The 22,717-nt window shown below is 49.1% G+C and carries 32 protein-coding genes; 31 read left to right on the forward strand and 1 reads right to left on the reverse strand.

Annotation, left to right across the window (positions count from 1 at the left end; all coding sequences use genetic code 11):
- Nucleotides 1-15: 15 nt before the first annotated feature.
- Complete coding sequence (locus ACJJIS_RS07085; RefSeq protein ID WP_475709828.1) at nucleotides 16-678, reverse strand: LexA family protein; 663 nt, start codon at nucleotides 676-678, stop codon at nucleotides 16-18.
- A 100-nt stretch (nucleotides 679-778) separates the two neighbouring features.
- On the opposite strand from ACJJIS_RS07085, the gene ACJJIS_RS07090 reads away from it, so the two are divergent.
- From ACJJIS_RS07090 to ACJJIS_RS07240, 31 genes are all read left to right on the forward strand, one after another.
- On the forward strand, nucleotides 779-1,009 hold the full coding sequence (locus ACJJIS_RS07090) for a hypothetical protein (protein WP_475709829.1): 231 nt from the start codon (nucleotides 779-781) through the stop codon (nucleotides 1,007-1,009).
- 121 nt (nucleotides 1,010-1,130) lie between these two features.
- Entirely contained in the window at nucleotides 1,131-1,850 is a 720-nt protein-coding gene (locus ACJJIS_RS07095; RefSeq protein WP_475709830.1) for a helix-turn-helix domain-containing protein, read from the forward strand.
- A 26-nt stretch (nucleotides 1,851-1,876) separates the two neighbouring features.
- Nucleotides 1,877-2,122, forward strand: coding sequence for a hypothetical protein (locus tag ACJJIS_RS07100; protein ID WP_413662507.1), 246 nt, complete (start codon nucleotides 1,877-1,879; stop codon nucleotides 2,120-2,122).
- Between the two features lie 52 nt (nucleotides 2,123-2,174).
- The gene (locus ACJJIS_RS07105) at nucleotides 2,175-2,837 is read left to right on the forward strand and encodes a hypothetical protein (RefSeq protein WP_475709831.1); all 663 of its coding nucleotides are present in this window, start codon (nucleotides 2,175-2,177) and stop codon (nucleotides 2,835-2,837) included.
- Between the two features lie 386 nt (nucleotides 2,838-3,223).
- Nucleotides 3,224-4,057, forward strand: a complete 834-nt coding sequence (locus ACJJIS_RS07110; protein WP_475709832.1) for a hypothetical protein — start codon at nucleotides 3,224-3,226, stop codon at nucleotides 4,055-4,057.
- Between the two features lie 675 nt (nucleotides 4,058-4,732).
- Nucleotides 4,733-5,584, forward strand: coding sequence for a hypothetical protein (locus tag ACJJIS_RS07115; RefSeq protein WP_475709833.1), 852 nt, complete (start codon nucleotides 4,733-4,735; stop codon nucleotides 5,582-5,584).
- A 219-nt stretch (nucleotides 5,585-5,803) separates the two neighbouring features.
- Nucleotides 5,804-6,199 (forward strand): DUF5675 family protein, encoded by a 396-nt coding sequence (locus ACJJIS_RS07120; RefSeq protein ID WP_252472899.1) that lies wholly within the window; start codon nucleotides 5,804-5,806, stop codon nucleotides 6,197-6,199.
- Nucleotides 6,199-6,555: a hypothetical protein gene (locus tag ACJJIS_RS07125; protein WP_475709834.1), complete on the forward strand. Its 357-nt coding sequence runs from the start codon at nucleotides 6,199-6,201 to the stop codon at nucleotides 6,553-6,555. Before ACJJIS_RS07120 ends, ACJJIS_RS07125 begins: the two co-directional genes overlap by 1 nt.
- Nucleotides 6,552-6,779: a holin gene (locus ACJJIS_RS07130; RefSeq protein WP_475709835.1), complete on the forward strand. Its 228-nt coding sequence runs from the start codon at nucleotides 6,552-6,554 to the stop codon at nucleotides 6,777-6,779. Before ACJJIS_RS07125 ends, ACJJIS_RS07130 begins: the two co-directional genes overlap by 4 nt.
- Complete coding sequence (locus tag ACJJIS_RS07135; RefSeq protein WP_475709836.1) at nucleotides 6,766-7,491, forward strand: hypothetical protein; 726 nt, start codon at nucleotides 6,766-6,768, stop codon at nucleotides 7,489-7,491. Before ACJJIS_RS07130 ends, ACJJIS_RS07135 begins: the two co-directional genes overlap by 14 nt.
- Before the next feature lie 86 nt (nucleotides 7,492-7,577).
- On the forward strand, nucleotides 7,578-8,099 hold the full coding sequence (locus ACJJIS_RS07140; protein ID WP_475709837.1) for a hypothetical protein: 522 nt from the start codon (nucleotides 7,578-7,580) through the stop codon (nucleotides 8,097-8,099).
- On the forward strand, nucleotides 8,062-10,119 hold the full coding sequence (locus ACJJIS_RS07145) for a terminase gpA endonuclease subunit (protein WP_475709838.1): 2,058 nt from the start codon (nucleotides 8,062-8,064) through the stop codon (nucleotides 10,117-10,119). Before ACJJIS_RS07140 ends, ACJJIS_RS07145 begins: the two co-directional genes overlap by 38 nt.
- The gene (locus ACJJIS_RS07150) at nucleotides 10,068-10,283 is read left to right on the forward strand and encodes a DUF6148 family protein (protein ID WP_444933587.1); all 216 of its coding nucleotides are present in this window, start codon (nucleotides 10,068-10,070) and stop codon (nucleotides 10,281-10,283) included. The genes ACJJIS_RS07145 and ACJJIS_RS07150 overlap by 52 nt, the downstream gene beginning before the upstream one ends.
- Nucleotides 10,283-11,767 (forward strand): phage portal protein, encoded by a 1,485-nt coding sequence (locus tag ACJJIS_RS07155; protein ID WP_475709839.1) that lies wholly within the window; start codon nucleotides 10,283-10,285, stop codon nucleotides 11,765-11,767. Before ACJJIS_RS07150 ends, ACJJIS_RS07155 begins: the two co-directional genes overlap by 1 nt.
- Nucleotides 11,768-11,776: 9 nt before the next feature.
- Nucleotides 11,777-12,652, forward strand: coding sequence for a head maturation protease, ClpP-related (locus ACJJIS_RS07160; protein WP_475709840.1), 876 nt, complete (start codon nucleotides 11,777-11,779; stop codon nucleotides 12,650-12,652).
- A complete protein-coding gene (locus ACJJIS_RS07165) occupies nucleotides 12,543-13,895 on the forward strand; it encodes a phage major capsid protein (RefSeq protein WP_475709841.1) in 1,353 nt (450 codons plus the stop codon). Before ACJJIS_RS07160 ends, ACJJIS_RS07165 begins: the two co-directional genes overlap by 110 nt.
- 53 nt (nucleotides 13,896-13,948) lie before the next feature.
- Nucleotides 13,949-14,281 carry a hypothetical protein gene (locus ACJJIS_RS07170; RefSeq protein ID WP_475709842.1) on the forward strand — a complete coding sequence of 111 codons (333 nt, stop codon included), beginning with the start codon at nucleotides 13,949-13,951 and terminating at the stop codon, nucleotides 14,279-14,281.
- A gap of 81 nt (nucleotides 14,282-14,362) precedes the next feature.
- A complete protein-coding gene (locus ACJJIS_RS07175; RefSeq protein ID WP_475709843.1) occupies nucleotides 14,363-14,734 on the forward strand; it encodes a capsid cement protein in 372 nt (123 codons plus the stop codon).
- A gap of 7 nt (nucleotides 14,735-14,741) precedes the next feature.
- Nucleotides 14,742-15,038, forward strand: coding sequence for a head-tail joining protein (locus ACJJIS_RS07180; RefSeq protein ID WP_475709844.1), 297 nt, complete (start codon nucleotides 14,742-14,744; stop codon nucleotides 15,036-15,038).
- Nucleotides 15,039-15,177: 139 nt separating this feature from the next.
- Nucleotides 15,178-15,342, forward strand: coding sequence for a hypothetical protein (locus ACJJIS_RS07185; protein WP_475709845.1), 165 nt, complete (start codon nucleotides 15,178-15,180; stop codon nucleotides 15,340-15,342).
- 12 nt (nucleotides 15,343-15,354) lie between these two features.
- Nucleotides 15,355-15,780, forward strand: coding sequence for a type II toxin-antitoxin system death-on-curing family toxin (locus ACJJIS_RS07190; protein WP_475709846.1), 426 nt, complete (start codon nucleotides 15,355-15,357; stop codon nucleotides 15,778-15,780).
- Between the two features lie 401 nt (nucleotides 15,781-16,181).
- Nucleotides 16,182-16,424, forward strand: coding sequence for a hypothetical protein (locus tag ACJJIS_RS07195; protein ID WP_475709847.1), 243 nt, complete (start codon nucleotides 16,182-16,184; stop codon nucleotides 16,422-16,424).
- A 16-nt stretch (nucleotides 16,425-16,440) separates the two neighbouring features.
- On the forward strand, nucleotides 16,441-17,259 hold the full coding sequence (locus tag ACJJIS_RS07200; RefSeq protein WP_475709848.1) for a BRO-N domain-containing protein: 819 nt from the start codon (nucleotides 16,441-16,443) through the stop codon (nucleotides 17,257-17,259).
- 116 nt (nucleotides 17,260-17,375) lie between these two features.
- Entirely contained in the window at nucleotides 17,376-17,615 is a 240-nt protein-coding gene (locus ACJJIS_RS07205; protein ID WP_475709849.1) for a hypothetical protein, read from the forward strand.
- A 206-nt stretch (nucleotides 17,616-17,821) separates the two neighbouring features.
- Nucleotides 17,822-18,481 (forward strand): hypothetical protein, encoded by a 660-nt coding sequence (locus tag ACJJIS_RS07210; RefSeq protein WP_475709850.1) that lies wholly within the window; start codon nucleotides 17,822-17,824, stop codon nucleotides 18,479-18,481.
- Between the two features lie 73 nt (nucleotides 18,482-18,554).
- On the forward strand, nucleotides 18,555-18,962 hold the full coding sequence (locus ACJJIS_RS07215; RefSeq protein ID WP_475709851.1) for a hypothetical protein: 408 nt from the start codon (nucleotides 18,555-18,557) through the stop codon (nucleotides 18,960-18,962).
- Nucleotides 18,963-18,988: 26 nt separating this feature from the next.
- Nucleotides 18,989-19,402, forward strand: a complete 414-nt coding sequence (locus ACJJIS_RS07220; RefSeq protein ID WP_475709852.1) for a phage tail tube protein — start codon at nucleotides 18,989-18,991, stop codon at nucleotides 19,400-19,402.
- Nucleotides 19,403-19,404: 2 nt separating this feature from the next.
- The gene (locus tag ACJJIS_RS07225; protein WP_475709853.1) at nucleotides 19,405-19,830 is read left to right on the forward strand and encodes a phage minor tail protein domain-containing protein; all 426 of its coding nucleotides are present in this window, start codon (nucleotides 19,405-19,407) and stop codon (nucleotides 19,828-19,830) included.
- Nucleotides 19,830-20,096: a hypothetical protein gene (locus ACJJIS_RS07230; protein ID WP_475709854.1), complete on the forward strand. Its 267-nt coding sequence runs from the start codon at nucleotides 19,830-19,832 to the stop codon at nucleotides 20,094-20,096. Before ACJJIS_RS07225 ends, ACJJIS_RS07230 begins: the two co-directional genes overlap by 1 nt.
- 3 nt (nucleotides 20,097-20,099) lie before the next feature.
- A complete protein-coding gene (locus tag ACJJIS_RS07235) occupies nucleotides 20,100-22,310 on the forward strand; it encodes a hypothetical protein (protein WP_475709855.1) in 2,211 nt (736 codons plus the stop codon).
- Between the two features lie 11 nt (nucleotides 22,311-22,321).
- Nucleotides 22,322-22,717, forward strand: a complete 396-nt coding sequence (locus tag ACJJIS_RS07240) for a hypothetical protein (RefSeq protein ID WP_413662480.1) — start codon at nucleotides 22,322-22,324, stop codon at nucleotides 22,715-22,717.

A 22,717-nucleotide genomic window follows, 5' to 3' on the forward strand; every position in this document is an offset into this window, starting at 1 on the left:
AGTGTTTAGAGCAGGTTATTCTGGATAGAAAGATCCAATGATTACACCGCAAAAAGTAACTTCTAAATCTGTAATGTCGAGTGTGGGATAGTTCGGGTTGATCGGGCGCAGAAATAAACGCCCCATGTCCTCTGCAAAAGTCTTAAAGGTAGCCTCACCATTTAAGCGGGCGATTACGCGGCTACCGTTCACCACGGCTTTCTCTGGGTCTACGAAGATTATGATTCCCTCTGGGTAACTCCTTTGCCCTGGGTACGGACTTGCCATGCTGTCACCTTTTACTCTAAGTGCATAAGCATGGTCAGAGTGAGGCGTAGGGCAGGGTAGCCATTCTTCGGCATCGCCTGGCTGTAAAAGATCCATTGCTTCGCAAAACTTTCCAGCTTGGACCCAGCTGATAAGTGGAATGCGCCCCTTAATTTCAGGACCTCTTGTCACATTATCTGATGAGATAGATGTGTCGGGCTCGTTAGCTTGCGGCCAATCCATCCAGCCAGTTTTCAATCCAAGAGCAGTTTCAATTTTCCTGGCAGTACGGGAGCCAATGTTGGTATGCCCGCCGCAGAGCTGGTTGATGTAATTGTTGTCTGGGTAGCCCAGCTTCTCAGAAATAGCGTTCCTGCCGTACTTATCAGTTAGCAGGTTGAGGTTGTCTTTGCGGATGTCTTTGATTTCCATCGCTTAATTATGCCATTAGTAAAACACTAACAGGTATTAGGGAATTACTATTGACGGAGGAATAGTAATTCCCTATTGTCTCGTCAAAGAGGGCTAACTAATGACACCACGACAGTTCTACTACGCGTATCCAAAAGAGAGAGTGGAGCAAGTTGCCAAGCTGGCTGGTACTACTTTTGCCAACTTTAAGCAGATTGCAATTGCGCGTGGCGCAGTTGGCCGTGGTTTGGCCGAGAGATTACGTAAAGCATCTGACGGAGAGATTTCTGAACTTGAGTCTCTGTATCCGGAGAGATACGAACAGCTCGCAGACATCCAACATGCAAGCTAGTCGATGAAACCGAATTATTGATCATTACCAAATCCCTCTGTTGTGACTTGGTAATTTTGCTGCTTGTGGTGTAGGGCGGTAATCAGGTGCGCTATATGGAAATTTATACAGGAGGTGCGTGGTGAGCTTTGAAGCCGCTGCATGGGCCATTAAACGCAGGACTAGAACACCAACCGCAAAGCTGGTTTTGATTGCGTTGGCCGATTGCCATAACAGTGACACGGGGCAGTGTGATCCGGGTAATTCCTACCTGGCCGATGTTGCGCAATGCACAAAGCGTTCGGTGATTAATGCCATCGAAGAGTTGGAAGAATTGGGCTACCTGAGCGCCGAAAAATCCAATGGGCGCAGAACCAATTATGACCTCTTTTTACACGTAAACCGGTGCAATGATTTCACCGGTGAAAAATCTTCACCGGTGAAAATAAAACACGAACCGGTGAAATCTGAGCACCCAACCGGTGAAAATGACAACACGTCCTTCTCTATAGAACCAGTAAGAACCAATAAGAAACCAGTAGAGAGAGGCACAGTTCCAAATCGCGCCAACTCCAAACGCGGCACACGCTTGCCTGGAAACTGGGTTCTCACAGACAAATTCCGCACCGAAGCCCAACGCCTCCGCCCAGACCTGATTCCCAGAATCCACGACATTGCCGAAAGCTTCCGCGATTATTGGATATCCCAACCCGGCCAGCGGGGCGTAAAACTCGATTGGCTTGCCACCTGGCGTAACTGGCTAAAACGCGAGAACTGCCTAGCACCGCCACCCCAAGCGCAAGGGGCGAAACAAACGCGGGATCGATCGATTAACGACCTGTTGTCAGATACACGCTGGTAAAACTCAATCACCAAGGAGCGCTCACCATGTGCACAGTCACCATCCCAGAAGCCATCGCAAGGATTGCCACAACCAACCCCATCAGCCCCCTAGCCGTATTCCGCACCAAGTACGCTCACCTCGTGGAGGTTGTGTTCGCGAATACGGTGGTTACCCAATTCTGGATAAACCAGGGCCACATAAATTACCTGGGCACCTATCACCGCGATAATTTGCACGCAGCTGAAAGGCGATTTCAGGATTACTACGAGAGTATGCCGAAGGCTGCTTGACGGGGTGTGTGGTTGGTTTTTGGTTGCTAGAAAATTGCTTGGGGGGCATGACATGAAATTCGAAAGTGCTAGACAAGCGTGGCACGACGCCTTTGATAGCTCCACAGCTGCATTTGATTATGAGGCCATGGGCGGCAGAAGTACGGTTACCTCAGCTGGGCGAGGGCGAAAAGTTGTAATTCGCGGAGAGGTGCAGGGGAGGGCCAACCAAGTCATTTGCCGGGTTGCAGCCCCAACACTAGTTGCGAAAGAAACCCCCGGAGCCAAGGACAGCGGCAACCGCATCATGGACGCTTGTGAAAAGGGATTAATCCAAGATGCAGTCGCAAAGTTGAGAGAGTGTGATCCATTGGCATACTGCTGGGGCATGGCCGCCTACGCCCCGCCAGCCTCAAGAATCAAAGAGCGAGCGGCTCTGTTGCGGTACTTGATGAGTGAGTTCGACAAATGGGAAGAGCCGCACTCGCGAGAAAAGGTTAGCCAGCTAGCGCTATTTTGTATTAATGCGTGTGCGCTACGTGATGTGAATGGCCGATTAATAGACCTGGGCCAAGCGCGGACAATTTTAGGGTGTGACAAAAAGCGGTGGGATAGGGAGTGGGTAAAAATTTGGAAACGTTTGCAACGGCGCTTGGACCCTTTACCCGCAAGAGCTTTAGGGCCTGTTTCTGAGATTGTGCAGGAGTACAGAGGGCGGCTTAAAGCCGCTTGTTGACAGCTTTGTCCTGAGGGGGTATAAATTTCCTAGCGTGCAGTTTTTCTGCTTTGCAAAATTAAACCGGCCACTGAGCCGGTTTTTTTGTGCCTGGAAGTTGGTTAACTCAGTAAGTTTCTTCAAGCTTTAATCGCACTTTATGTATTTTTTGAATGGCTGTTTTACAAAGTGTGATCAAGCGCTGGGTTTTTACGCGTTCTGTTTGTATTAATTCTGGTGAATGAGAAAGATATTGTTCGTGAAATTTTGAATTTCTTTATTTGGTAAGATCGTACTGGAAAAGGATGTTAAATTAAGTTCAATTTAATTTACTTAGTTTAAGGTGTGCTGTAAGTTTTACTTCTTCTTTCACTAGTTAATTCAATATATTTTTTTGGTGAGTTTTTATGTTTTTTAGAAATGCCGTTAAAGCAGTGGCCGTTTCTGTGGCCCTAATTGCCCTTAGTGCAGAAGCTAAAACGTTTAAGTATGAGCTTCAGGATCTATTTTCACATAACGGTGAGCTAAAGTATCCGGGCCTAAATTTAGAGGGTGCTAGCTCTGTGACTCTGACAGTCGATCAAGCTGATCCTTATGTACCAGCTATACTTACTTCATTGGAAATTAATTTCCCTGATGCACCAAGTCTATCAGTAAGAAATTTTAAAGCGGATGATCAAAATTTGAAGCTTTTTGCAACAGTTGATGACGCTTGGGTGTATCGTCAGCTTGATGTTGTAGTAAATGGCTTGGATACTAACAGGATAAGTAGCACGAATGTTCATATTGAGGGTTTTGCCTCAGACGTTGATAACTTTGTTGGGGTAGAGAGTCCACTAAATTATGACAAAATGATATTTCTTGCTGCTGGAGAATTGGTTGATGTGACTCCAGGAAAAGTTATTGATGTCAAATCATTAACAGTTGACGGTAGTCAGTTTGAAATGTCTCTAAGAGATAATCCAATTCTTGATCCAAATTCAAGCTATGGTGAGATGGTGTTTGTTATCGAATTACTATGGTTTGGAAAGGGAAAAAAAGTTTTTCACTTTAATGCACCTTTCGGCGATGAGACAAAGTTTTTTGAGGCATACGAGCTAGAAGTTTCAACGGTGTCTGAGCCTGAGCCTGAGGGTGGTGAAACAGTCGTAAGCATTAAAGCTAAAGATGCGCAAGGTAATATGGTCGGGACACATCACCTTTATCTGAGAGACATTCTGATGGAGGCCTACGAGCTTTAATTGCACCCTTATTTTTGATTTAAAGCTTAAGGTGCGCTATTTATCTAAGTCAGTAATAATCTGGCCAAAGTTGCTCAGTAGCGATACTTATTTCATAAAAATTAACCCGCCTTGTGCGGGTTTTTTTGTTTCCCTTAATTTTTTCGCTACGAGGCTGCTGCCTAATAGAAGACATGGCCCGCCTGTGCCACCAAAGATGGGTCTGGGTAAGTTTCCTATCCAGGATGTTATTCAGGTGATGGAGAATGCGGGCATTCCCTAGTCTGTTATCAGGTATCGGAGTTTGTATAATTTACTTATATTGAACTCGGCTGGTAGATAATTCTATGAGTAAAGGTTTTAACTGGGTTACTTAGTTCTATCGTCCTAATAATGGCTCACCAGTTAGGTTTTTATCATTTACTGAGGCATGTTTGTGCTATAAAATTCCCACCTGGATTTACTAGGTGTTTTCTGTCAGGGAGGGTAAGGGTGAGTTTTTCATACTGCTATTTTTAAGGTTTTCTTCTGTAGCAATTCTATTTCTATAGAAGCTCTATTTTCCACTTCAATTTCTTGTCGTGGTTTTACCTTGTTGTGATTTTTTAGTTTGCCAGATTGGAAAGAGTAACTCTGTGCATTGAGGTTGCTTTCTGTTTTGGTCCAATTTCTAAATATATTTATAAGTAGATTTTTATGTTATTTAAAAGTGCAATTAAAACACTTGTCGTTTCTGTGGCGTTATTGGCCTGCGTTGCTCAGGCGAAAACTTTCAAGTATGAACTGCAGAATTTTTATTCAGGCGGAGGAGAGGTTGAGTATTCGGGGCTTGATCTGGATGATGTTAAATCCGTAACGTTGACTGTCGAGCAGGCGGAGCCTAGGGCTACTCCTATTCTTACTTCTTTGGAAATTGAGTACGCCCATGCACCAAAACTGTTAGTAAAAAACTTATTTAGTGGTAATGATCCCAATGGGGATAGCTGGGTTTTTAACGGGAAAGTTAATAATGCTTGGGTATTCCGCCAGGTTAATGTGCGCGTAGATAATCTTGATCGTTTAAATGAAGATGGTAAATTTGTCGCCATTGAAGTTGCTGTATCTGATTACGAAAGTTTTGTTGAGCTAGGTGCTAATGGAGATGCGTATGAGTATGGAAAACGTCTAGCTTTTGTTGAGGGAGAATTGAAAGCGGCAAATCCAAGTAAGGTGATTGATGTCGAAAAGCTCACATTAGATGATAGTCGAGTGAAATTGTCACTTAAAAATAAAGTAGTTGCCATGCCAGGTAATACTAGGGGTGAAAAGGCGTTTGTTATTGATGTGCTATGGTATGGGAAAGGAGAGTCAGTTATATATTATCCTGCTTACGATGTTGGTAATACATTGTTTGTGGATCCGTTAAATATTGATGTTACAAAATTTACTGAGTCAGATGGAAGTGAAGATTACGACATTAAAATTACGGCAAGAGGCGAATATGGTGATATGGTAGAAACAGGTTCTATCTCTCTTTCATATTTACTGAGTGCTGCTTACGATAATTAATCAGATTGACTGTGTCTTTAAGTTTGATCTGTGGTTAAAGAATATGATTAATTTAGCTTGTCTATGTATTTCATAGAGTTACTTTTTAAAAAGATTGTTTAACCATGCTCTTAACCCGCCTTGTGCGGGTTTTTTCATTTTTTAGTCTTTGATTTTCTGTACTTGGCGGTGTTCACTTGGGTGCCGTTTTCTATTCCAATACTCTGCGAGTAGAACTTCATGAATTGCAATCTGCAGCGATTTGCCTATGGGCCTAATGCCACATTGGGACGGCTAAGGGTGCGCGACTGTGTGTTTTATACGGTCGAGCGCCCGTGGTTAGGTAATCGTCCTTTCGAGAGCTGTATTCCTGAAGGGGTTTATTCCTGTAATCCCTATAGTTCACCAAGGTTCCCCAATGTGTGGGAGCTACTGGAAGTGCCTAGTCGTTCAAAAATCTTGATCCATACAGCAAATTATGCTGCAGATGTGCAGGGCTGCATTGGGGTTGGCTCTAGTCTGGCTCCCGGCAGTTGGTGGGTGACGCAATCCCGCAGGGCAATGCAGCAATTGCGAGAGCTGCTGCCTCATGAGTTTAATCTAACAATCACGCACTATGTGCCGGAGTATCCGTGATGGGTATTTGGTCTGGAGTTAAGGGTTTATTTGCTGGCCCCGAGTCGGCAAACAAAGTGCTGGATGCCACTGTGAATACTGTGGATGCGGTGTGGTTTACCAATGAGGAAAAATCTCGTTGGTATCTGAAATACCTGGAGGCCACGCAGCCGCAGAACCGGGCGCGAAGATTAATTGCCTTTCTGGTGACATTGGTTTGGGCGTTGCTGGTTTTATTTATTGCGGCGGCCATGGCTTTTAACGCGCCTTTTGTAGCAGACCTAAAGGGTCTGCTAGTTGATGTGGTTGTGCAGCCTTATAGCATCATCATCGGTTTCTATTTTGTGAAGTCGTGGGTGAGTGAGGTTAAGCGGTGAACACTGTAGCTCAAGAGGCAGCGAGGGAAGCCATGGTTCAGAAGGTCGCCAGTGCAACCACTACGGTTGCTGCGGGTACTGCTGTAGTTGGTGGATATGCAGCAAAAGAGATATTGGCGGTAGGTGGTTTCTTGATTGCTTTGGGTGGGTTCATTGTGAACTGGTATTACAACCACAAGCGCTTGAAGCTGCAAGAGCAGCAGGGCGGGGATGATGGACGTTAGTGTAAAGCTCGATACCTCAAAGTTTGATCGAGCAGCTGCTGAACTGAAGAAGCAATTACCTTATGCCAGTTCGGTTGCCCTAAATAACGTTGCCTTTCGTATACGTGGAGAAGAGCGCGCAGCAATTGGGCGCATCTTTGCAAATCCAGCGAAACTGACAATGAACTCCGTACTGGTGAAGAAAGCCACTAAGCGCTCGGGTGTTGCGAAGATTTTTATTCGTGATCAAGCAACCAACGGCACGGCACCGAGTAAATACTTGGCGCCGTCGGTTATCGATATGAAGCGCAACGATAAGAGATTTGAGCGTGCCCTGCGGCATTTAGGTGTACTGCCTGCAGGTATGTATGCCGTACATGGAAAAGCAGCAAGGCTAAACCGGCATGGGAATATCTCGGTAGGTACCTATAAGAAGATTCTGGCAGAACTCCATGCTGGTTCAGGTACCAAAAAGGGCAGGGCAAATAGTACTCAAGGGCCAACAGGCAAGCACTTTGTAGGAAAGGTAAACGGAGTGTTGGGTGTTTGGAAAAGGGCTGGGGGTAAACGGCGTCCAACAGTAAAGCCCATTCTTATTTTCCTAAAGGGAAAGCCAGACTACCGCAAGCGCTTTCCTTTCTTTCGGATTGCTGACGGCATAGCTCGTAGGCATTTGCCATTAGAACTTGATAAAGCCATGGACCATGCGATTGCGACCGCAAAGAGGCGCTGAATGGGTCCTCCTGAGGGGGGGAGCACACGGGTAATTCGGACCCCGTTTTTTTAACAGATACCTGAAATTTCCTAGGGGGTTATACCTTGGCTGACAACCTATCACTGAATGATCAGGCTACTCAGTCTGGATTTGCTCGCTTAGTGGGTGCCTCTCAACCGGCTATTGCCAAGCACTACAAATCTGGGGTCTTCACTGAAGGTGCCAGTTATAGGGTCTGGTTTCAAGAATACTGCGAGCGACTTAGGACAGAAGCTGCTGGCCGCCAGGTCAGCGACGCTCGCAGTCGTCGCGATATGGCCCAAGCTATTGAATCTGAGGTGAATGCTCAACTGAAAATGCGAGAGCTTTATAAAGACGATCAGCTAACCCTTGATATTGAGTCTGTGCGTAAGGCGATGGTGGAGTGGACCACCATTGGTAAGAACGAATTTTTAGGAGCGGTAGAAAGCATCGTTATTGCTATCGAAAGTCAGTATGCCATTACCGTCGACAGAGAACCCCTACAGCCAAACATTGACGCTGCCCTCAGAGCTATTGGCAGTTACGAGGTCGAATCTGGGCAGGCTGGTGAGGGAGGTTCGGGAGACCTGGATACCACAGCCTAAAGTCCCACTGATTGAGTGGTTGCCTGAAAATATCAAACTGCCGTCTGAGGATAGCGATAACGCGGGCTACTACCGCAACGATTATGTGCCATATTTCTGGGGCGTAATGCACGCACTGGATAATCCAGTGTCGTGGATGGTGGTTATGCAGAAGGCCGCGCAAATTGGCTGGACGGTGTTGCTGGCCACCGATATTTGCAAAGTTGCCGCAACCGAGCCAGCCCGCATCCTGATGCTGTTTCCCAAGGATGAAAAAGGGCGGCTGTTTATGGATGAAAAGCTGGTGCCGATTATCGAAGGTTCACCGGCAGTGAACCGGGTGATCGATGTCACCACCAGCCGCAAAGGTGGTAGCCATTCAACGCGGAAGAAATTCCCCGGTGGTGAAGTACGCACCATTGGCTCCAACTCAATTTCCAATGTGAAATCTACTTCAGCTCGTCGGGGCTATGTAGAAGAGCCAGACGATACCAACAAAGATGTTGGTGATCAGGGCGATTCCATTCGCCACCTGCGCGAACGCCTCAAGCGGATGCGCAATAAGAAATTAATTATCGGTGGCACGCCTGCGGTTGCTGATCTTTCCCAGGTGGAGCACTACACCAAACTCGGCACCATGCGAGTGTTACCGATTACCTGTCATGACTGTGGTGAGTCTCATGTATTGGACTGGGAAAACGTCAGTTGGTTGGAGAAAGAGGGTGGCACACCGCACCCGGTATTCGGCTTGCACCAGCCTGAAAGCGCTGTGTATGGCTGCCCGCACTGTGGCAGCAAATGGGATGACTACCGCCGCCAGGCCAATATTTTGCAGACCTGCAAAACTGCCCTGGAAAATGGCGATGACTTTGCTGGCTGGGTAAAAACCCAATGTGGTGAAGACTTTGAGCAAGATGAGATCGAACCGATAGAGACCTTTATGGAGCTATCGGAACTTTACGTTTGTATCCCCGGCACTGGTCTTGCCGATGTGGTGCAGGATTTCCTTGAAGCCGAGCACGAAGCCAAGAGCGGCGATGAATCTGCACGAATTGTTTTCCAGAACAACAAACTGGGCAGGCCCTACCAGTACGCCGCCAGTCGCTTGCTTGACCATGAGGAACTACAGAAAGCGGCAGAGGATTATCCAGAGCTAGTTTGTCCTGAGGGTGGCTTGCTCGTAACGGTGGGCATTGATGTACAGCACGATCGACTCGCAATCACCATTCGCGTCTATGGCCGCAATGAAGAAAGCTGGCAGATGTACTGGGGTGAGATCGATGGCGATACCGCAGACAAGCAAGATGACTGCTGGGCAGCCTTGGATAAGTTGGTGTTCCAGAGTTTTAAGCACGAGCGCTTCGGCGAGATCCGCGCAGCGGCGGTAAGTATTGACTCTTCCGATGGCGGCACCAGTAACGCGGTTTATCACTGGGTGCGAACCCGCGATAAAAAATATCGTGGTGTGCTAGTGATGGCGATTAAGGGTGACAGTAACGATTTCGGCACCAAGGAAATATTCACACAGCCCAAGCAGGTCGATTTCAACAACCCTAAGCGCCGGACTAAAGCCGACCGCTACGGCGTAAAGGTTTATATCGTTGGCACCCACAAGGCCAAAGACCTAATTGCCAAGCGCCTGCTGGGCACCAGTGCCTATATGCACAGCTGCAAGCATGTACGGCAGGACTACTGGGAGCAGGTCACCGCAGAGGTAAAAGCACCCAGTAAGAAAAACCGAGGCAGAGAAACCTGGCAGCAGCGCCCCGGCAGGCCCAATGAGGGCACGGATACTGAGGTCTACGCCTTACACGCAGCCCACGCCATGGGCATGCACAAATATAACGAAAAAAATGGTCCACTATCGAATCCCGATTGGGCCAGCGCACCCTGTTTAGCGAACCCGGTCAATCATCAGATCAACCCAAGCCAGCCCCGAAAAAATCACGGCGGCCAGCGCAACCTGCCGGCTCCCTACTGGATAGTTAAATGTCTAAAACCGCAGCTGAAATGGTCGACCTCTATATCGAGGCCGAGATAGACGTGCTCGCCGGTAAATCCACGGTAATCAATGGCCGCCAGTTTACTGCCGAGAACCTACAGGAAATCCGTGCAGGGCGTCAGGAGTGGGAACGTCGCGCAACTGCTGAAACCTTAAAGGCCGCGGGCAAACGCCCTGGGCCCGCCTACGCGAATTTTAATTGATGAATAAATTAGATTCTGTCATCGGATTTTTTGCGCCCGAGGCTGCCTTGCGCCGTGTGCAAGCTCGTCGCGCCCTGGAGGTTGCTGCAGCCTATGAAGCTGCGCGACCCAGCCGGCTCAGAAAAAACCCCGGTGATAATCGCAGCGGGGATTTGGTGCTGGAAGGCAGTGTGGAGACCCTACGCGGCCAGGCACGGCATCTGGAGCAAAACCACGATTTTGCCTTTGGCATTCTCACGACCTTGGTAAACAACATTGTTGGCCCGCGCGGCATCGATGTGGAATTCCAACCGAAGACTTGGGATGGCGATATCCACGATGATTTTGCCAGCCAAATGAATGATGCCCACAAGGAATGGGCAAGGCGCCCGGAATGTACTCGGCAGTTTAGCTGGGGGAAAACGCAGCGGCTTCTGTGTAATACCTGGCTGAGAGACGGTGAAACGTTAATGCGGCACCTGCAGGGCACAGTACCCGGATTAAAGCACCGCACTCCGGTGCCTTACACCATCGAATGCCTGGAGCCGGATTTTCTGCCGGTGGATTACAACGATCCCAGTAAACGCATTGTTCAAGGGATTCAGAAATCTGCCTGGGGCGAGCCTTCAGGGTTTTGGCTGTACGACGAACATCCAGGGGCTTCATTTAACTGGCGTATGAAGCGCAGGCTCCACAGCGCTGAAAATATCGAGCACCTGAAATTTGTACGCAGGCTGCACCAAACCCGAGGGGTTTCCATCTTTGCAGCGGTAATGAATCGCCTTACTGATATTAAAGACTATGAAGAAAACGAGCGTGTCGCTGCCAAGATTGCATCAGCCATGGTGGGTTTTATTCAAAAGGGCAGCCCTACTGAGTACGAGCATGATGGTAGTTGGGATGATGAAGGAAACCGCACCCTCGATATCCGTGCCGGTGCCATCTATGACGATCTCCGCCCCGGGGAATCTGTCGGCACCATTCAAAGTAATCGCCCCAGCGGTCTACTAACGCCATTTTTAGAAACCATGCACCGCATGGCTGCCGCCGGCACCATGGCCAGCTTTAGCAGCATTAGCAAAAACTACAACGGCACCTACAGCGCACAGCGCCAGGAGCTGGTAGAGCAGTGGACAAACTACGAAACCCTTAGCCTGGAATTCTGTGAGGAAATCGTAGAACCGGCAACCCGGCGCTGGGTGCAGATGGGCTTACTGGCCGATGCTTTTAAAGTACCGAGAGATGTCGACCCATCCTCGCTAATGCACGTAGATTTTATTACCCCGGTCATGCCCTGGATTAATCCGGTACATGAAGCCAGCGCCGATGAAACGCTACTGGAAAATGTCCTAGCCAGCCCACAGCAGACCATTCGCCGCCGTGGTAAGAAGCCGGACGATGTGGTTAAGCAGACTGCTGCCTGGCAGAGAAAGCTGCGAGAAAACAAGATCACCACCCCAACCAAACGCACTGCGGTCCCCGCAGAAAATACTGATTCCGAGTAGGAGTGACTCATGCCAGATCAATCCTGGTACGACATTAAGGCCCAGGCCAATGGCGTAGCTGAAGTTTTTATTTATGACGAGATCGGAGCTTGGGGAATCACTGCTAGTGAATTTGCCAGGGATTTACGTGGGCTGGGCAACATTAGCAAGATTAATCTGCGTTTCAATTCTCCCGGTGGAAGTGTGTATGACGGTACTGCCATGTATACCTTGCTGAAGGAGCATCCAGCTGAAATTGAGTGCTGGATTGATGGGCTCTGCGCAAGTATGGCAACCATTCTGTTTCTCACCGCAAAGCCTGAAAAAAGGCATATTGCCGCAAACGGCTACTTCATGATCCATAACCCAGCCCGTAGCGTATCGGGAGATTATCGCGCTATGGAGAAGGCTCGCGATTTACTGGCTAGAGTGCGCGATGTGATGGTCCGTGAATACTCTGATGCAACCGAGTTAGATACAGAACAGCTCATACCATTAATGGATGACGAGACTTGGTATATCGGTGAGGAAGCGTTAGCTGCGGGTTTTGCGGCTGGTACCACCGAAGCTATTGAGATGCAGGCTTGTGCCAGTAAATCCCTGGTGTCGTCTTTCAAAAATACGCCTGAACCTATTCGCACCGAAAGCGCTGCGGAAGTAACCCACAGCATATTGGTAAATGGTTTGGGGGACGCCTCTGAGCTTACCGCTTCAATCACAAAATATATTTCAGCTCCTAATAATCCATCTACTCCGTCTGCGGTTGCAGACACCCCAACCCAAGGAGGCGCAAGCCATGCCGAAAACTACCTCCACCACGCCAGCTGCAACCGCTGCGACCGAGGTCACCCCAGAAATGAAAGCGCAGATTGTCGCCGATGCGAGAGCACAATTTGCAGCGGATGAGAAAAAACGCAAAGAGGATATCACGGCCGCATTTAAAGGTTTTGAAGCGCACAGTGTTGTGATGCAGGAATGTCTCAATGATATGGACTGCTCAGTGCAGGGCGCCAAAGACAAACTTCTCGCAGCCCTGGGCAATCAAACCCCAACCCCAGTACAAAGCTACAGCGTAGTGGTGCAGGAAGGTGAGGGTATTAAACGGCTTAAGGCCGATGCCGAAAATGCCATTGCCGTACGTGCCCTCGGTGAAAAGCGCACAGAGGGCAATGAACTCAGTGGCTACACTATGATGGAGATTGCCCGTTTTCTGATGCAGGCCCATGGACAGAGCTTGTCCGGCCTGGATCGGATGGGTGTGGTCGCCGCAGCGTTTACCCATAGCTCTGGTGACTTCGCGACTGTCCTTGGCAATATTGCTAATAAATCCATGCTGAAAGGCTATGAAGAAGCACAAGAGATCTTCCCGCACTTTACCAGCGTCGGCAACCTCAGTGACTTTAAACTAACAACCCGCACGGACCTGGGCAGCTTCCCCTCACTGCGCCAAGTCGCACCCGGGGCAGAATTTAAATATGTGAGTATCGGCGAACGGGCCGAGACTGCCGCACTGGCGACTTACGGGGAACTCTTCTCTATTAACCGCCAGGCGATTATTAATGACGACCTGGGAGCCTTTACCCGAATCCCACAAAAGATGGGCCTCGCCGCCGTGCGCACCGTAGGGGATCTAGTGTTCAGCATCCTGCTCAACAACCCCAAAATGGCAGATGGAAAAGCCCTGTTCCATGCGGATCGCAAAAACTTAGCCAGCACTGCATCTATCAATACCGCCAGCATTGATGCCGCGCGGGTATTGATGGGCAAGCAAAAGGATGGCAGCGCAGTGCTCAATATCCGGCCCAAGTTCCTGCTCTGTGATATTGCCGACGAAGGCAGCGCAAAGGTTGCTCTGGAATCCGAATTCGAAGTGGGCGAATCCACTAAAAACAACACCACTCCAAACAGCGTGCGCAATATTGCCGAAGTGCTCTCTGATGCGCGCCTTAGCGGACACAACGGCTGGTACCTCAATGCCGACCCGGTAGTGCACGACACCATCGAAGTGCTCTATCTGGATGGTCAGCAGGCTCCAGTGCTGGAACAGCAAAACGGCTGGAATATCGACGGGGTGGAATTCAAAGTCCGCCTGGATGCCGCAGCCAAAGCCTGGGATACTAAGGGAATGGTTAAGACACCAAAAGCCTAACAAATTGGTGCTCTAGTTCTAGTTATTAAAGTTAATATTGGTCTGAGGAGACTATGAAGAAATTACCAATCTTTCTTTTATTATTCCTATTTTCAAATTTTGTATCTGCCGGGTCCTGTGGTGCTAACTCTTGTTCGGCAAATATCACGACTCTTTATCCACATGGTGGTACAGAGAATATTCATATTGAGCTTGACGCTGATATGTCATCGCTGAACTGCACCCTAAATGAGGGTAGATTTATTACTTTGACAAAAGGTAACGGGCTACACTCTGAGATTTATTCAATGCTTTTGTCAGCTTCTATTGCTCAAAAGTCCTTGAAGTTCAGAGTTGAAGAGAATACCTCTAACTGTGAGTTAATTTATACGCAGCTTATTAACTAAATTTATAATCGATTTTTTTGAAAAAGGCCGCATCGCGCGGCCTTTTTTATTTCTACTGCTTTATCCACTGAGAAAAATATTATGGCTACGAATTTTGTACAAGACGGGCGTATGCTCGATTTCACCAACAACACCAGCGCAGTGATTACTTCCGGCCAGGTGGTAATCGCAGGTGCCGTCCTGGGTGTGGCGATGGATGATATCGCCGTGGGCGCCTCCGGCGTGATTGCCATTGATGGCGTATTCAGCGTGCCCAAGGTATCCGCCGCAGAGATCAATCAGGGCGAAACCCTCACCTGGGTGGTCGCCTCCAGCTCATTCGATAGTAATGCAGCCACCGCAGCCACTGGCGATATCACCGGCTCCACCGTCTTCGCCGCAGAGGCCGCCGGGAATGGCGTTACCAGTTTTGCCGTCAAGTTTACCGGCGTACCGGGCACGGTGAAGGCCTAGGTGATTCATGGACCTGGACCAAAGAGCCGCAGAGCGCGCGTTCCGCAAATGGGGCAAAGCCGCTACCTATGACGATGGTAGCGACGGTGAACCTATTGATTGCCTGGTGATCTTTGAGCAGGAGATTGATGACTTCGATGATGAGGAGCGCGTGCGGGTGCCGCGTGTAGAGTTGAGTCTGCTAGTGAGTGAGGTGGGAGCTTACAACTCTGATGCGGTGATTACGTTGGGTGGGGTGGAGTATAAGGTGCGCAAGCGGCTGGCGGATGATGGGGTGGTTTGGCGGGTGTTGGTGGATGGGTAGGTGATGGATACTTGTATGACCCAAAGATGAGAGGGCAAAAATTACCACTTCTGTCATACGCAGTGGTACACTTTCTCAACACCGCGCAGATATGCGCAAAACGTGCTTAACGGCGCGAATAAGAAAGGGAGGGTATATCATGTCTATTCAAGCGATTCAGAGCCCTGCGACCAGAGTCGAGACCCACACCAAGATCATCGACGGGCGCCAAGTCAAGGTAGTCGATAGGAATCAGGTTAAAGCGATCAGTCAGCGCCTGATCAATAAGCACGCTCGTGCTATGGAGATCCTAAAGGACCGCTAAAGAGGCTTTCTAATGGTCAATGTGGACGACCTATCGCACTTAGACGCCTCGGATATTGAGGCAATACACGACTCCATTTTGGAGCAGTACCCCGGCCTTCCTGGCAGCAAGCCCGGCATGTCCGCAGAAGCGGTTGTCGGGCGTATCTTCGCTAATATTCACTATCGGCAGTTCACAGGTATAGAGCAGGTTGCAGCCATCTATGCCGAAGCGATTGCTCGCGGCCATGTTTTCAATGATGGCAATAAGCGGACGGCCCTGGTATCGACATTCACCTTCCTTGAGGGGAATGGTTTCACGATAGTGGCTCCCGATGATGTGCTGGCAGATTGGATTGTAGATCTTGCCGAAGGCAGGAAGGACAATAACGATTTTTCAGTTTGGCTAAAGGCTAAGCTCCGGAGATTGCGCACTACTCCTGAAGTGGAGCCGATTTAAGATAGATACTAGTTAATAGTTGCTCGCTACTCTCTTTATTGAGTAGCACTTAAAAAACCCTACCAGTTAGCGCTGGTGGGGTTTTTTATTGCCTGCGGAAACGGGCTGTATAGAAAACCATATATTTGGAGTGATTAACTGGAGATTGGTGACAAGGTATTGTTTAAACCGTGCTTGGCGTGTAGTGTTGGAGGCCTAAAACTTACATAGCGGTCTCCCGCACCCGTTAGCAGCGGTTTTTTTGCGCCCGAAATCCGTGCGCGAAATGCCTGTAATGGCGGGATGAGATAGGCGTAAATACAACACCCCTTTGGGGGAATAGCGCCCGGGCTTCTATGTAGGCCTTAGTGAGTCCCGCCGCCTCAGCAAAGCGGCACCTCTAAAACTACATGGAGGCCGCCATGGCCAGTACCCACGCAATCTCCACAGTTAATCACTCCCAACCTGCGCTACAGCCGGCTCATGTCCAGCAGTTGCGTGAATTGCAGTATTTAAACCTGGCCCGCCAGCACATTCTGGAATGGCCCGACTCCCCAGTAAAAACCGCCGCACTCAATGCCCTCTGTGGCGAAGAGGGCGCGGTCCTGGATGGATTGACCTACGCCGCCGAACGTATGGCTGCGAAGCAAAGTACTGAACATTAACCACAGGAGAGTGATTATGAGTAACGTGATTCCATTTGATTTCAAAAGCCGCCAAGTACGTGTCATTGAGCAGGATGGTGAGCCGTGGTTTATCGCGAAGGATGTAGCAGAAGTGCTTGGGTATTCCGATGCCCATAAGATGACTAGTAAATTGGATGATGACGAAGTTCAAAACCGCCAGATCGGCGGTTTTGGAAATCGTGGTGTGAACCTCATCAATGAGGCAGGTTTGTACTCGGTAATCCTGACAAGCCAGAAGTCTGAAGCCAAAGCGTTCAAACGCTGGGTAACTCATGAGGTTCTGCCCAGCATTCGCAAGACGGGTCAATACGGTGAACCTAAAGAAGAGTTATCAGGTGACAAGTTATTGATAGTGGCCAATCGCTCATTTGGGGCGGCCCACGGATTAGCCAAGCGAATGGGTATGAAGGGTAATCAGGCAATCTTACTGGCCAATCGGGTAGTGGAAGAAACCACCGGCATCAGCCCAATGAAGCTAATGGGGGTAACCCACCTGGAGGCCGAGAATAACGAACCTCTCTATACCCCATCGGAATTGGGTAAAGCGTACGAAATGAGCGGCCAACAGTTCAATACCATCCTTCAGAGTATGGGGCTTCAGAAGCGCGTGGAATATAAGCCAAAGCAGAAGCGCTGGGAGCTCTTGCCTAAAGGGGAAGAGTTTGGCCGCTACTGCGATACTGGCAAGAACCACTCCAGCGGTGCCCCAGTACAGCAAATCAAATGGCGTAAAGCGGTATTGGAAGAGGTTGCCCGGTACGCGGAACAGCTCCGCGATAAGTTGCCAGGGGGGCCGTCTTTAAAAGTCGTCTAGGGTCGGTACTTCATCGCACCCTTCCAAACCGGCGAATTGCCGGTTTGGGATACTGAAGACTGAATGGCGCTGAAGGTAAGGCGCTGGATGGAAGCCAAAATGGACGAAGAGGCAGCATGAATAAAATTGTCGAATTTGAAACGGGTGAAGTTCAAGGGGCTGAATCAACAGGTCGCCAGCTGGCGTGTGAGTTCCTGCGTGATGTTGATGCAATGGATACCGAACTGTTGGTTCGCCGTTGGGCAAGACAGTTAGTTAATGAGCTGTCTTGCCCACAGCCTGAAGCTCAAGGCGTGTTGGCTGGATTTCTTGACGAGGTGCTGGAGCAGCTAAATTCCCCAGATATAGAGGGCTGAGTTTTCTTTTTATGGCGGCTGTGAGCGTGAATACAATACCGCAGGGAAATAGCGCTCGCCCAATTCTCACTCTCCTTTGGGTGTTCAGCAGCTGCTGCCTTTTTCATATGGTAGGTTTGTTGGATTTTAATACAGCCTCTGTGATAGGTTGGCAACAATGAGATTGTTGTAATTTCTAAATAGTTGCTAAACGTCACAGGTATCATATGAACGAATTTTCTTTTAAGCCGGCCCCTTATAGCCACCTGCTTCACCCTGTTAATGCCGATCTAATAGATAAGCGAATCTCAGTATTGAAAGACGCTTTCTTGAAGGTTGAAAATATTCATAAGTCTGAATATGACACTATGTGCGATAGATATAGGGAGGTTTACGACGATCCAGAAATGGAAGGGGTGAAAGAGCTTTTATCAGATGATATACGAGAACTCGATCATTTTTTCTTTAGAGTGCATAGAATTGGTGCGATTTTGGGATTGTATGCATTTCTTGAAAATTCTATGACGGTTATTTGTCGGCAAAAGGATGCGGAATTCGGGCAAGTCAGCTCGAGTGATAAAGGGATAGAACGCTGTAAATCCTTTCTTTCTAAAGACCTTAAAGTTGCTGACTTTGGCAAAGGTGATTTAGGACGGTTGTGGAGTAAGATTGTTGATTTTCAACTCTTAAGAAATTGTTTAGCTCACGCTGAGGGTAATACCGAGTTGGTTAAACCAGAAAAAGTAACTAGGTTAGAAAATATTGAAGGTCTCTACTCTGAAGGAGAAGGCGTCATAATGATTGAGCATCATTATGTGCTTGAATCTATGGGTTTGGTAAGAGATTTCCTGGTTGAGGTATTCAAAATAAGTGATTCACAAAGTTAAAGTTTTGATTAAGTAAGATCCTTAACCCGCACCAGCGGGTTTTTTTATGCCCAAAATTCCCGGAGCAATCCTAATGACCCAACGCATCACCATCCGCGATGCCGTATTAAGCAAGCTAAAAACCCTATCCGGCTACACTTTTCCCCCGGCCGGTACCACAGAGGGCATCTGCCCGAAAAAGCTGCCGGCGATTATTGTGGGCTTTGCGAATGAACCGGTGGACCACCAAATGGACGGTGGCACCAGTCGGCAATTGGATCTCACTATTGCCGCAGTAGTGAAGAGCAACGGAGATATTTATGTCGAGCTGGATCAGGCTGCAGCCGATATTGAAAGCGTCCTGCAAGATGACTCTCTTGAGGACACCTGTGAGTTATTCCTGCTGAACCAAACGCAATTTGCCCTCGACCAAGATCACCCGCTGGGCGAAGTGCGCCTGACCTACAGCGCCCAGTATTCCAGTGAACCCACAGACTTTTAATTACTTAACCTAATGAGATCATAACTATGGCACAAGGTTACAAAACCAAGTTTTATCGCAGTGATGATGGCAGCTCCTATTTACAGGTGGCGGGCATGTTGGATCTTGAACCCGGTGAAGAGTCCCGCAGTTCTGTGGATATGACCCCGATGGATGGCACCAGCGGCTATATGGACTACGACCCCTCCGGCTTGCGTGATGCCGGCGAGGTTTCAATTACCTTGATCTGGAAAGAGACCGACAGCGGCCAGCAGGCACTGCGCGCAGATTACGACTCCGATACCAATAAGCATTACAAGGTTGAATACCCAGAAGGTACCACCGTGGAATTTACCGGCCATATTACCGGCTGGGGTAAGGCGGTACCCAAGGATGACAAGATCACCCGCACCGTGAAGTTTAAGATTTCCGGTAAACCCTCAGTAACCGCAGGTAGCTAACCATGAGTTTTGTACCTGCGCCTATTTTAGAATCTGAAACCGTATCTTTCGGTCAGCAAGAAGTCGAGCTTTTTGAACTGAGTGCCTACCACCGCTGTGAGTATCTGCAAAAAACTACTGAAGATATTCCACTCCCCCAAGATGAAGAGTTACCGGAAACTCAGCTGGAGACCTTTGGCCAGCTTTGGGCTTTTCGTATGGGGGAGGTGAGTAAGAAACTACTGCTGGTTGCCTATGCCATCTGGATGAAGCCGGACTGCCAGGATTCACTGGAAGATATTCATCAGCGGCTGATTCGCGGTGTTACGCCTAAATTGATCGATGTGCTCTATGTCCCTGCGGCTAAGCTATCCGGGCTGTTTGTCGATGTCCAAACTGAAGAGGCGGATAGCGAAATAGAAAGCGAGGGCACCGAAAAAAAAGGCTAGTGCCGGGTTTTTACTTTGCCCGGCAGCTCGCGCGGGATTTTAATCGTCCCGATTATTTCAATATGTTGCGCTCCATGAGTTCTACCGAGTTGGATCACTGGTATGAATTCCACTCCGAGCGGCCCTTACAGACCGAAGTGCAGCAGTGGCAACTCGCCCATATCGCTGCCGGCACCCTGGGAGGCAAAGTCTCTCAATACCTACCTCAAGCGCGCAAACCCAAAACCGTGCAACAGCAAATCGCAATCTGGAACTCCATGAGTTGAGCAATGGCAAAACAAACTTCCATGGCCACGATGGTGGCCAACCTGGAGCTGCGCTCCACGCAATATAAGCGGGAGATGGACCAAGCTACTGCACGCAATAAAAAGCTAACCCGAGAACTGAAGTCCACCAGTGCAGCGGGTGATATGTTCGGCCGTTCCATGCGCGGAGCTGCACAGGGTGTCGCCGCTATCGATGGTCCCTTGGGGGGTGTTTCTGGTCGAGTCGGTGCGCTTAATGGATTGCTTACCAGTGGGAACTTGGCGTGGGCGACTTTTGGTGTCGCGATCGCTGGTGTCACAGCCGTGATGTACAAAAGTATTCGTGCTGGTGAAGAAATGGAGCGGTGTCAGCTCAAGATTGAGGCACTGCTGAAGGCGACCGGTAGTGCCAGTGGTCGAACTGCAGAGCAGCTGGATGAACAAGCCCGTTCAGTGGCCCGCGCAACCCTGGCCAGTGTTACCGGTATCCATGAAGCCCAAGGAGTGTTACTCACTTTTAAAGGCGTTCAAGGCCCAGTATTCGATGACGCTATTCGGCTAAGTCAGGATTTGGCAGCGGTGATGGGAGGCGATGGCAAGAATGCAGCGCTGCAGCTGGGTAAGGCATTAGAAGATCCATCGACCGGCTTAACTTCGCTCAAGCGGTCTGGGGTAAGTTTTACTGAGCAAGAAAAAGAACAGATTAAAACCATGCAGGAATCTGGGCGGGTGATGGAAGCTCAGCGCATGATTCTGTTAAAGCTTGAGCAGCAGGTGGGCGGTGCTGGTGCTGCTGAAGCGGGTGGCCTTACCGGTGCTACTGATTCCTTGGCGCAGTCCTGGCAGGAGTTTCTTGAGGGGCTCAGTGAAACTGCGGGTTCCACCAGCATTGCGACATCCGGTATTAATAAGCTAACCGGTGCCGTAGATACCCTGCGGCGCGGACTCGCGCCTACCGATGAGGAAAAGCAGCGTACACAATTTGCTGAACTGCATAACCAGTATGTGTGGCATCAGCAAATGCTGGCCAAGGCAGAAGCCGAAGGCATTCAGGTTCAGGTCGAAATCCATCGCAACAGATCTGAAATGATACGCAGCCAACTTGCTGAGCTACAGAGTGAACAAATAGCCGCGCAGAAAAAGCGGCAGGATGAAGAGAGAAAAGCTGAAGAAGCCGCAGTAGCCGCGAGGGAGCAATCTGAGCGTGATCGTATAGCCCAACAGCGCGCAATGGCAGAGGAGGCGGGCACTGCTCAATTAATACAGCTGGATCAGTTCCTAGCCAATCAACAAGGCAAAATAAAACTGGATCATGAACAGCGGCTCCAACAAATAGCTGGATTGCAAGTTGCTGAGGAAGAGCTTACCAGGCGGGGATTTGAATCCATTGAAGCGCTACGCACGGAATACGCTGATCGTGAGAAAGAGCGCTTCCAAATGGCCATGGCTGAAGAACAGGAACGCACGGCCAATGGTGAAGGCGAAGAGGGGCTGATCGGTGAGGATGGTTTAACTGAAGCAGAACGCCAGCGCATGGTTGCCCGCTTGGAGACGTTGCAGCTTTCCTGGCTTACCGAAATGGAACAGCTGCAGGTACAACAAGATGAAGAAATGGCACTGCTGGATCAGGCATTCGCCAGCAAGTTAATTGCGCACGATACCTATGAGCGCAATCTCACCCTTTTAGAAAACAAACATCGAAAGCAGCGTGAAAAGTTCGAGAAGGCATCCAATAAAAGCAGACTTCAACTGTTTGTTACTGGAGCTAGCCAAGTGCTATCGGCAGCAGCGGCCTATAACCAAAAAGCTGCGAAAGCAGAGATGGCAATGGCCGTTTTCTCTACCGGGGTTTCCCTTGTAAAAAATATCGCAAAAGCTTCTGAAATTGGATACCCGCAAAATATTCCCATGATTGCCGGAGCTATTGGTCAGGGCATTCAAATAGCTGGGATGCTGTCTGATTTGCAAGCGCCCAGCGGCGTTTCAGGCAGTGCTGCCGCACCCAGTATCAGCACAACGGGTTCAGCCGTAGAGAGCCCTGGTGTGTCTGGTATTGATGAGGTAGTCGAAGGGGAATCGCAACAACCAGCTTCTCAAGTGATTATCCAGATTCAGGGAGATGTCGTTGGCGATAGCGGTGAACGATTTATAGAAGAAATTCAAACCAAGATGAGTGAGGGAGAACTGGTGCTGTTCGATAAGAACAGCCGTCAAGCTCTAGAGCTTACTGGATAAAGGAGTAGCTCATGCTGATTCAATACACTCCAACTCGCTCACTAGTTGGTGATGGTAGTGACTTCCAGATTGAAGCGAAGTTGAAGCGCTATGACAGCAGTGACCGGCTTGAAGGTAAAGAACATAAAGCGCTCAGTGGACAAAGCGAGTACACGGTCTATCGCCTCGAAGAGGAATACGTTTGCCAGACAGTGCCGCTCAAGCTTACCAGTACAGAGCTCGTACGCTGGCGTGAGTTCAAAAGAAGCTGCGCGTTCGGTGAGTTCTTTACTTTCGATGCTTACGGAACGTTAGCGCTTGCTGATGATCCCCAACAAGTGCAGCTCAAATTTAAATCCTTCAAAGAAAAGCGGCAGAAAGATGGTCGCTTTATCTTCTCGTTTACCACGGTTCAAGTGATTGCTTAA

It is taken from the genome of Microbulbifer maximicatervae (SeqCode), from assembly GCF_056231245.1.

Bases quoted from the DNA above. Each gene is read 5' to 3' on its own strand.
- ACJJIS_RS07155 (WP_475709839.1), top strand. From the start codon at position 10,283: ATGAATAAATTAGATTCTGTCATCGGATTTTTTGCGCCCGAGGCTGCC.
- ACJJIS_RS07185 (WP_475709845.1), top strand. From the start codon at position 15,178: ATGTCTATTCAAGCGATTCAGAGCCCTGCGACCAGAGTCGAGACCCAC.
- ACJJIS_RS07210 (WP_475709850.1), top strand. From the start codon at position 17,822: ATGAACGAATTTTCTTTTAAGCCGGCCCCTTATAGCCACCTGCTTCAC.
- ACJJIS_RS07120 (WP_252472899.1), top strand. From the start codon at position 5,804: ATGAATTGCAATCTGCAGCGATTTGCCTATGGGCCTAATGCCACATTG.
- ACJJIS_RS07240 (WP_413662480.1), top strand. From the start codon at position 22,322: ATGCTGATTCAATACACTCCAACTCGCTCACTAGTTGGTGATGGTAGT.
- ACJJIS_RS07200 (WP_475709848.1), top strand. From the start codon at position 16,441: ATGAGTAACGTGATTCCATTTGATTTCAAAAGCCGCCAAGTACGTGTC.
- ACJJIS_RS07135 (WP_475709836.1), top strand. From the start codon at position 6,766: ATGATGGACGTTAGTGTAAAGCTCGATACCTCAAAGTTTGATCGAGCA.
- ACJJIS_RS07195 (WP_475709847.1), top strand. From the start codon at position 16,182: ATGGCCAGTACCCACGCAATCTCCACAGTTAATCACTCCCAACCTGCG.
- ACJJIS_RS07160 (WP_475709840.1), top strand. From the start codon at position 11,777: ATGCCAGATCAATCCTGGTACGACATTAAGGCCCAGGCCAATGGCGTA.
- ACJJIS_RS07225 (WP_475709853.1), top strand. From the start codon at position 19,405: ATGAGTTTTGTACCTGCGCCTATTTTAGAATCTGAAACCGTATCTTTC.
- ACJJIS_RS07125 (WP_475709834.1), top strand. From the start codon at position 6,199: ATGGGTATTTGGTCTGGAGTTAAGGGTTTATTTGCTGGCCCCGAGTCG.
- ACJJIS_RS07150 (WP_444933587.1), top strand. From the start codon at position 10,068: ATGTCTAAAACCGCAGCTGAAATGGTCGACCTCTATATCGAGGCCGAG.
- ACJJIS_RS07110 (WP_475709832.1), top strand. From the start codon at position 3,224: ATGTTTTTTAGAAATGCCGTTAAAGCAGTGGCCGTTTCTGTGGCCCTA.
- ACJJIS_RS07115 (WP_475709833.1), top strand. From the start codon at position 4,733: ATGTTATTTAAAAGTGCAATTAAAACACTTGTCGTTTCTGTGGCGTTA.
- ACJJIS_RS07235 (WP_475709855.1), top strand. From the start codon at position 20,100: ATGGCAAAACAAACTTCCATGGCCACGATGGTGGCCAACCTGGAGCTG.
- ACJJIS_RS07105 (WP_475709831.1), top strand. From the start codon at position 2,175: ATGAAATTCGAAAGTGCTAGACAAGCGTGGCACGACGCCTTTGATAGC.
- ACJJIS_RS07085 (WP_475709828.1), bottom strand. From the start codon at position 678: ATGGAAATCAAAGACATCCGCAAAGACAACCTCAACCTGCTAACTGAT.
- ACJJIS_RS07100 (WP_413662507.1), top strand. From the start codon at position 1,877: ATGTGCACAGTCACCATCCCAGAAGCCATCGCAAGGATTGCCACAACC.
- ACJJIS_RS07205 (WP_475709849.1), top strand. From the start codon at position 17,376: ATGAATAAAATTGTCGAATTTGAAACGGGTGAAGTTCAAGGGGCTGAA.
- ACJJIS_RS07190 (WP_475709846.1), top strand. From the start codon at position 15,355: ATGGTCAATGTGGACGACCTATCGCACTTAGACGCCTCGGATATTGAG.
- ACJJIS_RS07180 (WP_475709844.1), top strand. From the start codon at position 14,742: ATGGACCTGGACCAAAGAGCCGCAGAGCGCGCGTTCCGCAAATGGGGC.
- ACJJIS_RS07220 (WP_475709852.1), top strand. From the start codon at position 18,989: ATGGCACAAGGTTACAAAACCAAGTTTTATCGCAGTGATGATGGCAGC.
- ACJJIS_RS07175 (WP_475709843.1), top strand. From the start codon at position 14,363: ATGGCTACGAATTTTGTACAAGACGGGCGTATGCTCGATTTCACCAAC.
- ACJJIS_RS07165 (WP_475709841.1), top strand. From the start codon at position 12,543: ATGCCGAAAACTACCTCCACCACGCCAGCTGCAACCGCTGCGACCGAG.
- ACJJIS_RS07090 (WP_475709829.1), top strand. From the start codon at position 779: ATGACACCACGACAGTTCTACTACGCGTATCCAAAAGAGAGAGTGGAG.
- ACJJIS_RS07170 (WP_475709842.1), top strand. From the start codon at position 13,949: ATGAAGAAATTACCAATCTTTCTTTTATTATTCCTATTTTCAAATTTT.
- ACJJIS_RS07215 (WP_475709851.1), top strand. From the start codon at position 18,555: ATGACCCAACGCATCACCATCCGCGATGCCGTATTAAGCAAGCTAAAA.